At 40.1% G+C, this 13,188-nt stretch carries 12 protein-coding genes; 10 read left to right on the plus strand and 2 right to left on the minus strand.

All coding sequences use genetic code 11. The annotated features are described in order from the left end of the window. Nucleotides 1-35 precede the first annotated feature (35 nt). Nucleotides 36-881 carry an SDR family NAD(P)-dependent oxidoreductase gene (locus R8N23_RS07635; protein WP_318170989.1) on the plus strand — a complete coding sequence of 282 codons (846 nt, stop codon included), beginning with the start codon at nt 36-38 and terminating at the stop codon, nt 879-881. Nucleotides 882-883: 2 nt separating this feature from the next. Then, entirely contained in the window at nt 884-1,363 is a 480-nt protein-coding gene (locus tag R8N23_RS07640; protein ID WP_318170990.1) for a nuclear transport factor 2 family protein, read from the plus strand. Here R8N23_RS07640 and R8N23_RS07645 read toward each other — a convergent pair. Both R8N23_RS07645 and R8N23_RS07650 read right to left on the minus strand, forming a co-directional pair. Beyond that, nucleotides 1,360-2,427, minus strand: a complete 1,068-nt coding sequence (locus R8N23_RS07645; RefSeq protein WP_318170991.1) for an AI-2E family transporter — start codon at nt 2,425-2,427, stop codon at nt 1,360-1,362. The genes R8N23_RS07640 and R8N23_RS07645 overlap by 4 nt on opposite strands. 31 nt (nt 2,428-2,458) lie before the next feature. Further along, entirely contained in the window at nt 2,459-3,370 is a 912-nt protein-coding gene (locus R8N23_RS07650) for a DUF58 domain-containing protein (protein WP_318170992.1), read from the minus strand. A 243-nt stretch (nt 3,371-3,613) separates the two neighbouring features. Between R8N23_RS07650 and R8N23_RS07655 the strand changes: the two genes are divergently transcribed. The 8 genes from R8N23_RS07655 (at nt 3,614) to R8N23_RS07690 (ending at nt 13,184) form a co-directional block, all read left to right on the plus strand. Beyond that, on the plus strand, nt 3,614-3,970 hold the full coding sequence (locus R8N23_RS07655) for a DUF3276 family protein (protein ID WP_318170993.1): 357 nt from the start codon (nt 3,614-3,616) through the stop codon (nt 3,968-3,970). A 67-nt stretch (nt 3,971-4,037) separates the two neighbouring features. After that, complete coding sequence (locus R8N23_RS07660) at nt 4,038-5,141, plus strand: AI-2E family transporter (protein ID WP_318170994.1); 1,104 nt, start codon at nt 4,038-4,040, stop codon at nt 5,139-5,141. Further along, nucleotides 5,142-6,239, plus strand: a complete 1,098-nt coding sequence (gene ychF / locus R8N23_RS07665; RefSeq protein WP_318170995.1) for a redox-regulated ATPase YchF — start codon at nt 5,142-5,144, stop codon at nt 6,237-6,239. Nucleotides 6,240-6,373: 134 nt separating this feature from the next. Continuing rightward, nucleotides 6,374-6,787, plus strand: coding sequence for a CBS domain-containing protein (locus tag R8N23_RS07670; RefSeq protein WP_318170996.1), 414 nt, complete (start codon nt 6,374-6,376; stop codon nt 6,785-6,787). 177 nt (nt 6,788-6,964) lie between these two features. After that, nucleotides 6,965-9,751 (plus strand): bifunctional aconitate hydratase 2/2-methylisocitrate dehydratase, encoded by a 2,787-nt coding sequence (locus tag R8N23_RS07675; RefSeq protein ID WP_318170997.1) that lies wholly within the window; start codon nt 6,965-6,967, stop codon nt 9,749-9,751. Between the two features lie 154 nt (nt 9,752-9,905). Beyond that, the gene (locus tag R8N23_RS07680) at nt 9,906-12,173 is read left to right on the plus strand and encodes an aconitate hydratase (RefSeq protein WP_318170998.1); all 2,268 of its coding nucleotides are present in this window, start codon (nt 9,906-9,908) and stop codon (nt 12,171-12,173) included. A gap of 136 nt (nt 12,174-12,309) precedes the next feature. Beyond that, on the plus strand, nt 12,310-12,783 hold the full coding sequence (greA, locus tag R8N23_RS07685) for a transcription elongation factor GreA (protein WP_318170999.1): 474 nt from the start codon (nt 12,310-12,312) through the stop codon (nt 12,781-12,783). Between the two features lie 2 nt (nt 12,784-12,785). Next, complete coding sequence (locus R8N23_RS07690) at nt 12,786-13,184, plus strand: HIT family protein (protein ID WP_318171000.1); 399 nt, start codon at nt 12,786-12,788, stop codon at nt 13,182-13,184. Nucleotides 13,185-13,188 lie beyond the last annotated feature (4 nt).

A 13,188-nucleotide genomic window follows, 5' to 3' on the forward strand; every position in this document is an offset into this window, starting at 1 on the left:
TGCACAACAGCCCCTTTTTTTGTTATATTCGAAGGATGACCAAGGGCAATATATTAATTACTGGAGCTTCTACCGGCATTGGTGCAGCATGCGTCAAAAAGTTTGTCAACGAGGGCTATGCTGTTTATGGTAGTGTTAGAAAACAGGAAGATGCGGATCGATTGGTAGAGGAGATGGGGAATGACTTTCATCCTTTATTATTTGATGTAACTGATGAAGAGGCTATTAAAAAAGTAGCCGCTGAATTAACAACTGAATTGGATGGGCAAGGCCTGCAATTGTTGATCAATAATGCCGGGATTGCAGTTACAGGTGCTGTGGAGCTGTTAGATATAGACGCTTTTAGGAAACAATATGAAGTTAATTACTTTGGATTAATTGCTGTAACCAAAGCCTTTCTTCCTTTGCTTGGTGCAATAGAGAATTGCTCATTTGAGCCAGGAAAAATTATTAACATGAGCTCAATAGCTAGTAAGCGCACGATGCCATTTATGACGCCCTACGCAGGATCAAAAGCAGCAGTGGATAGTTTTACCGAAGGGCTAAGAAGAGAGTTGATGATTTATGGAATAGATGCCGTGACCATTAACCCAGGACCGATTCGTACGCCTATTTGGGAAAAAATTGATGTCAAAATGGATTTGGTAGAAGGGACTATTTATGAGCCCATACTCAAACGATTCATCAAACTGGTAGATAAGGAATCTAAGGATGCGATAGAAGCGGATGATTTTGCCAATCGTGTTTTCAAAACTTTTCAAAGCAAAAAACCAAAGGTTTCTGATGTAGTGATTAAGAACAAATTATTAAAGTATAATTTATTAAGTCTGATTTCTGCTAGACGGATTGATGAGTTCATTAAAAAAATATTAAAAATCTAATCATGCAAGTAAAAGAACATGTAGCCCTTATTGAGAAGTTTTATACAGCTTTCGGTAAAAAAGATTTCAGCACGATGTGCGAATGCTATCACAAAGATCTCGAGTTTGAAGATCCCGCTTTTGGTGTGTTGAATTACGATCAGACCTGTGCCATGTGGACGATGCTATTGAGTAGAAACAGTGATATTGAGGTTACATTCAAAAACGCATGGTCGGAGAATGAATTTGGAGGAGTGGACTGGGAAGCCAAATATCCTTTTTCTAAAACAGGGAGAAAAGTACACAACGTAATTGACGCCAAGTTTGAATTTAAAGATGGATTGATTGTAGGTCATCGCGACTACTTCGATTTCTACAAATGGAGCAGAATGGCTTTAGGTATGCCTGGGATTTTACTAGGCTGGACTGGCTATCTGCATAAAAAGGTGCAAGCACAATGTTCTACCATGCTTGATAAATTTATGAAGGAGCAAGCGTCCTAGTCTTCTTTTTCCTTTCCGAAATGAATTTCCCCATTTTTAGAAAGCAAAATAGCCAGTGGTCGGGTGTTATCGAATTGACCAAATATGATGATTAATGTGGCAGTAATAGGAACTGATAGGATCATTCCAACCACGCCCCATAAAAATCCCCAAAGCGTAAGACTTAGTAGGACCACAAGCGGGCTAATATTTAGTTTACTTCCCATGAGCCGCGGGTCAAGCACATTGCCAACAAGAATTTGAATAGCACCTACTGCGATTAAAACAGTCAGTAGCACATGGAGCTCTCCATATTGAATAAGACCGAATAAAGCGGGAAACAAAGTCGCCACAATGGATCCGATGGATGGGATGAAATTGAATAGAAAAATAATAAAAGCCCATAGCGCAGGTAATTCTATCCCAATAATCAATAAGGCAAAATAGCTTAAAAGGCCAGTTAGAAAACTGGTGAAGATCTTCACTGACAAGTAGTCGTCAAATAGGTTCGTGACGGCACTAAATGTTTTATAGATATTTCCTCCAGCGGCAGTGGTATCCAGTACTTTTTGGATTTTCTTTTGAAATAAGGTCTCTTCTAAGAGCAAAAAGACCACATAGATCAGAATGATAATGAATTGACCGACACCTCCTGCGATAGAGCCCGCATAGGTTACGATACTGGTTTTGTATTCCGAGAAAAGGGACTTAAATGATTGATCCAGGTCTTCTATTCCGGTTATGTTTCCAAGGGAAACCAGCGCCATGGATATGTTATCACTGTATTGTGGTAGATTTTGTGCTAAGCTCTGAAAATTAGTGCTTATGATTTTGGCTATAGAGTAAATAGCAAGGAATACGGCCGCAGTACTGATTACAGTTACAAGCCACTTAGGTAGTTTGAATTTTCCAATTTTTATTTTGCTCACCAGATCTCTCAATTTCTTTACGATGTACCAGATCAAAAATGAAATGCAGAATACCTTTAGGAAATTTTGGAAGTACATCAAGACGCCCACTGTGCCTGCTACTACGATCATCCAGTAGGCGACATTGGCTAGTTTGAGTTCGTTGGAATTTTGCATGAATTAAAGATATGAAAATTGATGGAATGGCTTAACCCATCTTAGCTCTTTTGGTTAAGTAGGTGCTCAGGATTTTGTCGAACCCTCCTTTGATATCGGCATCGACGAAATCAATTTTTAGCTGAGAGCATTTTAAAAACAAATTCCTGAAAGCTTCATCCATATGCTGCTTATACATCTTCTTGATTTCTGTAGGGGTCAGTTTTACTACTTGTCCTGTTTCCAGATCCTCGAATCGATGCGGCCTGTCCTCAAATTCAAAATCAAGTTCTGTTTCTTTGTCATTGACATGAAATAACAACACTTCATGCTTATTGTGCTTCAGATGATTCAGCGCTGAGAAAACCTCTTCCTGATCAGCTTCCTGTTGAAGCATATCAGAAAATATGATTACCAAAGACCGCTTAGGAATTTTCTCTGCGACTTCATGAAGGACCTGCGAGACATTAGTTTTTTGTTTCACCGGAGGTTTTTCAAACAGCTGCTGATACTTGTTGAGCAGATTGTGTATATGGGTGGAGGTGGACTTGGTGTCTGATTGAAAATCAATTTGATCGCTGAAAGTGAAAAGTCCTACGGCATCCCTTTGTTTTTGTAATAAAAATGAAATTGCCGCACCTGCTAGTATAGAGAACTTGATCTTGCCATGCCCGGGTTTTGGGTAGTACATGGAGGAAGAAGTATCTAATACAATATAGCACCTCAGATTAGTTTCTTCTTCGTAGCGTTTGGTGTAGAGACGGTCGGTTTTAGCAAACACCTTCCAGTCGATGTGCCGAGTGCTTTCCCCGTAATTGTATAATCTGTGCTCTGCAAATTCCACAGAAAACCCATGATACGGTGACTTGTGTAGACCAGTAATAAAACCTTCTACCAGCTGCTTGGCCAAAAGCTCTACATTGGCGTACTCTTTTAGTTTATTGATGTCTATATCTAGCTTCACAAATTCTTTTTTATGGGGTCAACGTATGCAAGATATAAATGATCTGTGTTGTTGACAATATTATAATTAGATGAGCTTTTTGAAGTGAAATTTTCAATATGATTTCAGGCCCTCGATGATCTTGTTGAGTTTATATAGTGTGATTTGCTTTTCTGAATTAAAAAACATTATATTTAAAGCTTTTAAAGAATTTAATTAATGATTAAAATCTAAATTCTAACTACTAAATCAAACCGAAAAAAAGTGGAAGATCATAAGGATAACGAAAGAGAAGAGATATTTTCTGAGAGAGTAAGAGCGGGGAAAAGAACCTATTTTTTTGATGTAAAAGCCACACGTTCGAATGATTATTATTTAACGATCACCGAAAGCAAGAGACGCTATAAGGATGACGGTTATTTCTACGAAAAACATAAGATATTCTTATACAAAGAGGATTTTAATAAATTCGTTCAAGCACTCAATGATTCAGTAAATCATGTAAAAAATGAACTGATGCCAGAGGTTGATTTTGAACAATTTGATAGAGAAAAAGAAGAATTTGAGAGTCAGCCAGAAACAGTTCCGTCTAACGATGACAGTGAATTGAAATGGGATTGATATAATTCTTGAAAGAAGAAACATGAAAGCTCTTGGGTACTCCTTGAGCTTTTTCTATTTTTAGACCATGATCAGAAGAACACTACTGTTTTTAATAATTGCATCGGCTCTATTCGTTTTTAGCGCTTGGCTCTTTAGTGATATCTTCATTTATATATGTATTTCAATAGTTTTGGCGACCATTCTCAGGCCATTGACCAATTTCATTCATAGGACTTACATATACAGAGTAAGAATGCCCAGAGTGATAGCCATTTTGATTTCTTACTGTGCTGTTGTGGGGGTGGTATTTTCCTTTATCCTTCTTTTTATTCCTTTGATCGTAGAACAGGTAAATGTTTTATCTAACGTCAGTTTTGATGAGGTCTATACCAATTTGTCTCAGCCGGTAGTAGCTGTTGAGAATTTCCTTATTGAGTATCAATTAGTCAGTGAAGATGAGCACAGTCTGACCGAAACTATAAGAAGCAGTGTTTTCGAATTCGTAAGTAATCTCAATTTCCGAAATATCATCAATAACCTATTGACGTTTACTGGTGGATTTTTTGTGAGCGTTTTGGCGATTGCCTTCATTACTTTTTTCCTTCTTTTGGAAAATGGATTATTGAGCAGGAGATTGATAGCCATTGTCCCCAACCAGTACTTCGAGTTGTTTATATCAGCTATTCACAAGATCGAGCACTTATTGTCCAATTACCTGATAGGATTGGTACTTCAGATGATGGCCATATTTTCCATTGCAGGATTAGGCCTTTCTATTTTTGGCGTAAAATATGCGCTTACCATAGCTGTATTTGCTGCAGTAGCTAATCTAATTCCATATATGGGTCCTTTGCTTGGGGCTACTTTTGGGATCATTGTTGGATTGTCTACCAGTGGACATTTTGCCTTTGACCAGTTTACGGTCATTTTCGTATTGAAAATTGTTTCTGTATTTACAGTTGTGCAAATCACGGACAACGTGCTACTTCAGCCACTCATTTTTTCTAAAAGTGTGAAGGCACATCCTTTAGAGATTTTTGTTGTTATCTTTGCGGCCGCAAGTTTAGCCGGCATTCCGGGCATGATTGCAGCCATTCCAGTCTATACGATTATTCGTGTATCAGTAATGGAAATCAGAGACGGATTCAAGAGCTACAGGATTTTTCAAGTATCAAAAAATATTATATAAATGGGATTGCAATGTGGGATTGTAGGTTTGCCGAATGTAGGTAAATCAACCCTTTTTAATGCATTATCAAATGCGAAGGCAGAGGCTGCCAATTTTCCTTTCTGTACAATTGAACCAAACGTTGGCGTGATCACGGTGCCTGATGAAAGGCTAGGTATATTAGAAAAGTTGGTGAATCCTCAAAAAGTTTTGCCTACGGTAATTGAATTTGTTGATATCGCAGGATTAGTCAAAGGAGCTAGTAAAGGAGAAGGGTTGGGTAATAAATTCTTAGCCAATATTCGCGAAGTAGACGCTATTGTGCATGTGACCAGATGCTTCAATGACGACAACATTGTGCATGTAGATGGTCATGTAAATCCAGTAGCTGATAAAGATGTAATTGATACAGAGCTTCAGTTAAAAGATTTGGAGTCGATCGACAAGCAACTTCAAAAGAATGAAAAGGCGGCCAAGTCTGGAGATGCAAAGCTCAAGGCGATGGTTGAAGTCCTCAAAGAATACAAGGAGCTATTGGAGTCAGGTCAAAATGCAAGAGCGTTGGAATTGACAAAGGAGAGAAAAGAAGTGGTTGGTCCATTACAATTGCTTACAATCAAGCCAGTGATCTATGTAGCCAACGTAGAAGAAACAGCAATTCTTACTGGTAATGAGCATGTGGAAGCATTGAAAGTTGCAGTGGCCAAGGAAAATGCACAGGTAGTAATGGTAAGTGCGGCTATCGAATCTCAAATTGCAGAATTTGATGAACCTGATGAAAAAGAAATGTTCTTAGGTGAGTATGGGTTGAAGGAGTCTGGTTTGGATAAGCTGATTCGAGCTGCTTATGAGTTGCTAGACTTGATCACTTATTTCACTGCTGGTGAAACTGAAGTGAGAGCCTGGACCATCAAAAAGGGCTGGAAAGCGCCACAAGCCGCAGGCGTTATTCATACCGACTTTGAAAAAGGATTTATCAAAGCTGAAGTAATCAAAATTCCAGACTATCAACAATATGGTTCTGAAGCAGGTTGCAAAGAAGCAGGAAAACTAGCCATCGAAGGTAAGGAGTATGTGGTGAAGGATGGAGATGTGATGCACTTTAGATTTAACGTCTGATCGCTTGAAAATAAATTCATAAGATATAAAAGCATGACGAGAGTTGTGCTTTTTTTGTTCGTGCCAAAATGAGTATTCGCCTTTGATTGCATCTAGAATCAAAGTAAGTTTGATATGAACGAAATAATCTATTTATGTCAAAAGCGGTATCAGAAATAATGATCACGGATCTTATTACCGTGACCCTTGAAGATAATCTCAAAGAAGTAGCGAATGTGTTTGATAATATCAAAATTCGACACGTGCCAGTAGTTTCTGGAGATACTTTGCTTGGCATGGTGAGTAAATCAGATGTAGCCATGATGAAGCAATTTTGCCAAGTCCTTGATTCAGGGGATCGGACGTTGTTTGAAGAGTTAGAGGCGGTTAGTGTCAAAGCACTCATGAAAAGACCGATAACGATTGGCCCTGAAGGAACGATTTCAGAAGCGGCTGATATTTTTCTGAAAAATCATTTTCATGCTTTGCCTGTGGTAGATGGTACAAGGCTAGTCGGTATAGTCACATCAACAGATTTACTTAAGTATTATAGGACTAAAGAACAGTAAGCTGATTCATGCATTATTACCTAAATGTAGTAGATAATTCCCATAGTCATACCTCATTTTTGAACGCCCGGAGTGTGAATTGCATGTAAAAATCCATACTTTTGCCACCTTAAAAATTAGCATTAGACCCACCGATTAATTTTTAAAAAACAAAATTTCAACTTAAGAGCAGCGATTATGGCAATTGATCCGCAATACAACGATTACATCAAGGAGATTGAAGAAAGAAAAGCACAAGGGCTTCACCCCAAGCCAATTGATAGCGCAGAATTGACCAGCGCCATCATTGAACAAATCAAAGATTCGGGCAATGAACACAGAGAAGATTCTCTCAAATTCTTCATCTACAATACACTTCCAGGTACCACAGCGGCAGCTGGTGTTAAGGCTAAGTTCCTTAAAGAAATTATCCTTGGTGAATCCGTAGTAGAGGAAATTACTCCTGCGTTTGCTTTTGAATTGTTGTCACACATGAAGGGTGGGCCTTCTATTGAAGTGCTGTTGGATTTGGCATTGGGTAGCGACGCCGTTATTGCTGCTGAAGCTGCTAAAGTGTTGAAGACTCAAGTATTCCTTTACGATGCGGACACAGCAAGATTGGAGGAAGCTTATAAATCTGGAAACACCATTGCCAAAGAATTGCTGGAAAGCTATTCGAAAGCAGAATTTTTCACTGAATTGCCAGAGGTAGAAGAAGAAATCGAGATCGTAACTTTTATTGCCGGAACTGGCGATATTTCTACTGACTTGCTTTCACCAGGGGCTGACGCACACTCAAGGTCTGATCGTGAGTTGCATGGCCAGTGTATTTTTGAGCACAACAAGGAAATGCAAAATGAGCTAACTGCTTTGAAGGCTCAGCATCCAGACAAGCGAGTGATGTTGATTGCTGAAAAAGGTACAATGGGTGTTGGCTCGTCAAGGATGTCTGGAGTAAACAATGTAGCACTTTGGACAGGAGTCCAAGCCAGTCCGTACGTGCCATTTATCAATATCGCTCCAATCATCGCAGGAACAAATGGTATTTCTCCAATTTTCTTAACGACGGTAGGAGTAACCGGAGGTATTGGAATAGATCTTCAGAATTGGGTGAAGAAAAAGGATACTGATGGCAACACAGTTGTGGATGCTGACGGCGAACCAGTTTTGGAGCAAGCCTACTCAGTGGAAACAGGTACGGTATTGACTATCAACACCAAAGAGAAAAAGCTATACAAAAATGGTGAAGTTGTTAAGGATATTTCAGCTGCACTTACTCCTCAAAAAGTAGAGTTTATCAAAGCTGGTGGTTCTTATGCGGTGGTGTTTGGCAAGAAATTGCAAACATTTGCTGCGAAGACTTTAGGTGTGAATGCTCCAACCGTATTCGCTCCTTCAAAAGAAATTTCGCACGAAGGCCAAGGTCTTACTGCTGTAGAGAAAATCTTTAACAAAAATGCAGTTGGAACTACACCAGGCAAAACATTGCATGCAGGATCTGATGTTCGCGTAGAAGTGAACATTGTAGGATCTCAGGATACTACCGGATTGATGACTTCTCAGGAATTGGAAGCCATGGCTGCTACTACGATTTCTCCGATCGTAGACGGTGCGTACCAATCAGGGTGTCATACCGCTTCGGTATGGGATAAAAAAGCACAAGCTAATATTCCAAAGTTGATGAAATTCATGAACGACTTTGGATTGATCACTGCTCGCGACCCTAAAGGCGATTACCATGCGATGACTGATGTGATTCATAAAGTATTGAATGATATTACCATCGATGATTGGGCAATCATTATCGGAGGAGATTCGCATACAAGAATGTCAAAAGGTGTGGCATTCGGTGCCGACTCAGGTACAGTGGCGCTTGCATTAGCTACCGGAGAGGCTTCTATGCCAATCCCTGAGTCTGTAAAAGTGACCTTCAAAGGCGAAATGAAGAGCTACATGGACTTCCGTGATGTGGTTCATGCGACACAGCAGCAGATGTTGAAGCAATTCGGTGGAGAGAATGTATTCCAGGGTAGAGTGATTGAAGTGCATATCGGTACGTTGACCGCTGACCAAGCATTTACTTTCACTGACTGGACAGCAGAGATGAAAGCTAAAGCTTCTATCTGTATTTCTGAAGATGAGACTTTGATCGAATCGTTGGAAATTGCAAAGTCCAGAATCCAGATCATGATTGATAAAGGAATGGACAACAAGGGTGCCGTTCTTCAAGGCTTGATCGATAAAGCGAATAAAAGAATAGAAGAAATCAGATCTGGTGAAAAGCCTGCTTTGACTCCTGATTCTAGTGCTAAATACTATGCTGAGGTAGTTGTTGATTTAGATGTAATTTCTGAACCGATGATCGCTGATCCAGATGTAAACAATGCTGATGTATCGAAAAGATACACGCACGACACCATCCGTCCACTGTCTTATTATGGAGGAGAGAAAAAAGTAGACCTTGGGTTTATTGGATCCTGTATGGTTCACAAGGGAGACATGAAGATCTTGGCTCAAATGTTGAAAAACATAGAATCACAAAAAGGAAAAGTAGAATTTAATGCACCGCTAGTAGTGGCGCCTCCTACCTATAACATCGTAGATGAATTGAAAGCTGAAGGTGACTGGGAAGTATTACAGAAGTACTCTGGCTTTGAGTTCAATGATGAGGCACCAAAAGGTGAGGCTCGAACCAAGTACGAAAACATGCTTTACTTAGAGCGTCCTGGATGTAACCTATGTATGGGTAATCAGGAAAAAGCCGAGCCAGGTGATACGGTGATGGCGACTTCTACTCGATTATTCCAAGGAAGAGTGGTGAAGGATTCAAATGAGAAAAAAGGAGAGTCTTTGCTTTCTTCTACGCCAGTAGTAGTGATGTCTACATTATTAGGACGTACGCCTAGATTGGATGAGTATGAAGCTGCTGTAGAGGGAATTGACTTGACGAAATTCAAACCTTCAGGGAAGTTACTTGTGAAGTAGTATAAGAATTGCAATACATAAAGGAAAGCCCAAGTCATAGACTTGGGCTTTTTTGTTATCAATTTTATTGATGGCTTATCGCTAACGTCAATGATATAATCCCCGTTTATTAGTTAAATTAGAAGACTAATTAGGAATAATTAAAACTACATCTATGGCATTTGATATTGATATGATAAAAAGCGTCTACTCTAAACTTCCAAAAAGAGTAGAAGCGGCAAGAAAAGCAACAGGAAAACCGTTAACCCTATCGGAAAAAATCCTTTATTCTCATTTAACCGAAGGTGATCCTTCCAAGCCTTATCAAAGAGGTGAATCTTATGTGGACTTTGAGCCAGATAGAATTGCCTGTCAAGATGCTACTGCGCAAATGGCATTGTTGCAGTTTATGCAAGCAGGAAAAGATAAAGTGGCTGTGCCTACAACTGTTCATTGTGATCACTTGATTCAGGCAAAGATTGGTGCGGCTGCAGATTTGCAAAATGCAATTAATACCTCCAATGAGGTGTTCAATTTCTTGGAATCTGTTTCCAATAAGTATGGAATTGGGTTTTGGAAGCCTGGAGCAGGAATTATTCATCAAGTGGTACTGGAGAATTATGCTTTTCCTGGTGGTATGATGATTGGAACTGATTCACATACTGTGAACGCTGGAGGTTTAGGCATGGTAGCAGTTGGTGTAGGTGGTGCTGATGCCGTAGATGTGATGGCTGGCATGCCTTGGGAACTGAAATTCCCGAAACTAATCGGAGTGAAGCTTACTGGTAAAATGAATGGTTGGACTTCCTCTAAAGATGTTATCTTAAAAGTAGCAGGTATCCTGACGGTAAAAGGAGGCACTGGGGCTATTGTAGAATACTTTGGTGACGGAGCCAAAAGCCTATCCTGTACAGGTAAAGGTACAATTTGTAACATGGGTGCAGAGATTGGGGCTACCACTTCTACCTTCGGGTACGACGAGGCTATGGAGAGATATTTGAGAGCTACAGACCGTGCTGAAATCGCAGATTTAGCCAATGGCATCAAAGAACATTTGACTGGTGATGATGAAGTATATGCTAATCCAGAGCAATATTTTGATCAAGTGATTGAAATAGACCTTTCTACTTTATCACCACATGTGAATGGTCCATTTACACCAGATTTGGCTACGCCAGTGGCAGAAATGCGAGAGAAAGCGGTAGCTAACGACTGGCCTACAAAAGTGGAATGGGGGTTGATCGGATCATGTACCAATTCGTCTTACGAAGATTTGTCGCGAGCGGCATCCATTGCGCAGCAAGCGGTAGATAAAGGACTGAAACCAAAGGCTGAATTCGGTATCAATCCGGGTTCAGAGCAGGTGCGATATACTGTTGAGCGAGACGGTATTTTGAACGTTTTTGAAAAACTTGGAACAACAATTTTCACCAATGCTTGTGGCCCATGTATTGGTCAGTGGGCAAGGACAGGAGCAGATAAACAAGAAAAAAACACGATTGTCCATTCTTTCAATAGAAATTTTGCTAAACGAGCAGACGGCAATCCAAATACCCATGCTTTTGTGACCTCACCAGAAATGGTAGCTGCAATTGCGATCTCTGGTGACCTTGGTTTCAACCCAATTACTGATACTTTGACAAATGAAAAGGGAGAGCAAGTGAAATTAAATCCTCCAGTAGGGGATGAATTGCCTTCAAAAGGATTTGATGTGGAAGATCCAGGTTTTCAGGCACCCGCAGCGGACGGGTCTAGTGTTCAAATCAATGTTGCAGAGGATTCTAAGAGGCTGCAGTTGTTGGCAGGATTTGCTCCATGGGATGGTAAAAATATCACTGGTGCTCGATTGCTAATTAAAGCACAAGGCAAATGTACTACAGATCATATTTCGATGGCAGGTCCATGGCTGAGGTTTAGAGGTCATTTAGACAATATTGCTGACAATACCTTGATTGGAGCGGTCAATGCCTTCAACGGCGAAACTGATAAGGTGAAAAGTCAGTTGACTGGCGAGTATGGTCCGGTACCCGCCACACAAAGAGCTTACAAAGCTGCAGGTATACCGACGATCGTAGTTGGGGATCACAACTATGGCGAGGGCTCTTCCAGAGAGCATGCGGCGATGCAGCCAAGACATCTTGGTGTAAGAGCGGTATTGGTGAAGTCTTTTGCAAGGATTCACGAAACAAACTTGAAAAAGCAAGGAATGTTAGCCTTGACTTTTGCTAATGAATCCGACTACGATAAAGTTTTGGAGGACGACACATTTGATTTTGTTGACTTGGAAAATTTTGCACCTGGCAAACCATTGACGATAGTTGCAAAACATGCGGATGGTTCAGAGGATTCGATCTCGACTAATCATACGTATAATGACAGTCAAATAGATTGGTTTAAAGCCGGGTCTGCTTTGAATTTGATTAAGAAACAAAATAATGCATAAGAGCGCACGTTGAATTCTGGCAACTAAACGAAAGAGGAATTCGTTATTTTTTCGTAGATTTGCGTAGACATTTAAGAAAATAACAAGAAACGGTTTCAGCAATGAGACCGTTCTTTTTTATTATAAATCAAACAAGATGAGTGTATCATATTATACAGAAGAAGGGCTTCAGAAGTTGAAGGATGAACTGAACGAACTGAAGACACACGGCAGAACGGATATTGCAAAGCAAATCGCTGAAGCAAGAGACAAAGGAGACTTGAGTGAAAATGCTGAGTATGATGCGGCAAAAGATGCTCAAGGATTGCTAGAGCTTAAAATTGCTAAATTGGAAGCTGTAGTGGGCAATGCTAGAGTTATTGATGAATCACAAATTGATACGTCAAAAGCTTCAATTCTATCGACAGTAAAAATCAAGAACAAAAAGAACGGCATGGAAGTGAAATACACTTTGGTGGCCGAAGAAGAGGCTGATTTGAAAGCGGCTAAAATTTCTGTAAAATCACCAATAGGTAAAGGCCTATTGGGTAAGAAAGTTGGTGAAGTGGCAACGGTAGAAGCACCAGCAGGTAAGATCGACTTTGAGATATTAGAAATCGGATTGGCTTAATCATGCCTAGTATCTTTAGTAAGATCATCAGTCGAGAAATACCAGCCCACATTGTTGCTGAAAATGATAACTATCTGGCATTTCTCGACATTAATCCTTTGATGGAAGGTCATTGCTTGGCTATCCCCAAAGTGGATATAGATTACATTTTTGACTTGGAGGATGATACTTTGGCTGGCTTACATGTATTTGCCAAAAAAGTGGCTTTGGGAATTCAAAAGGCTATTCCGTGTCAGCGTATTGCTGTGTCGGTTTTGGGTTTAGAAGTCCCACATGCTCATGTTCACCTTATTCCCATGAACACCATGGATGATGCCAATTTTGCTCGTCCAAAATTGAAACCTACTCCAGAAGAATTGGCAGAGATTGCTGCTAAAATTAAATCAGCTATCCAGCTGTAATTTG

The sequence above is a fragment of the Reichenbachiella sp. genome, assembly GCF_033344935.1.
GTDB lineage: Bacteria > Bacteroidota > Bacteroidia > Cytophagales > Cyclobacteriaceae > Reichenbachiella.

Excerpts from the sequence above, each read along its gene's own strand:
- R8N23_RS07635 (WP_318170989.1), top strand. The coding sequence starts at position 36 with ATGACCAAGGGCAATATATTAATTACTGGAGCTTCTACCGGCATTGGT.
- R8N23_RS07640 (WP_318170990.1), top strand. The coding sequence starts at position 884 with ATGCAAGTAAAAGAACATGTAGCCCTTATTGAGAAGTTTTATACAGCT.
- R8N23_RS07645 (WP_318170991.1), bottom strand. The coding sequence starts at position 2,427 with ATGCAAAATTCCAACGAACTCAAACTAGCCAATGTCGCCTACTGGATG.
- R8N23_RS07660 (WP_318170994.1), top strand. The coding sequence starts at position 4,038 with ATGATCAGAAGAACACTACTGTTTTTAATAATTGCATCGGCTCTATTC.
- ychF (WP_318170995.1), top strand. The coding sequence starts at position 5,142 with ATGGGATTGCAATGTGGGATTGTAGGTTTGCCGAATGTAGGTAAATCA.
- R8N23_RS07670 (WP_318170996.1), top strand. The coding sequence starts at position 6,374 with ATGTCAAAAGCGGTATCAGAAATAATGATCACGGATCTTATTACCGTG.
- R8N23_RS07675 (WP_318170997.1), top strand. The coding sequence starts at position 6,965 with ATGGCAATTGATCCGCAATACAACGATTACATCAAGGAGATTGAAGAA.
- R8N23_RS07680 (WP_318170998.1), top strand. The coding sequence starts at position 9,906 with ATGGCATTTGATATTGATATGATAAAAAGCGTCTACTCTAAACTTCCA.
- greA (WP_318170999.1), top strand. The coding sequence starts at position 12,310 with ATGAGTGTATCATATTATACAGAAGAAGGGCTTCAGAAGTTGAAGGAT.
- R8N23_RS07690 (WP_318171000.1), top strand. The coding sequence starts at position 12,786 with ATGCCTAGTATCTTTAGTAAGATCATCAGTCGAGAAATACCAGCCCAC.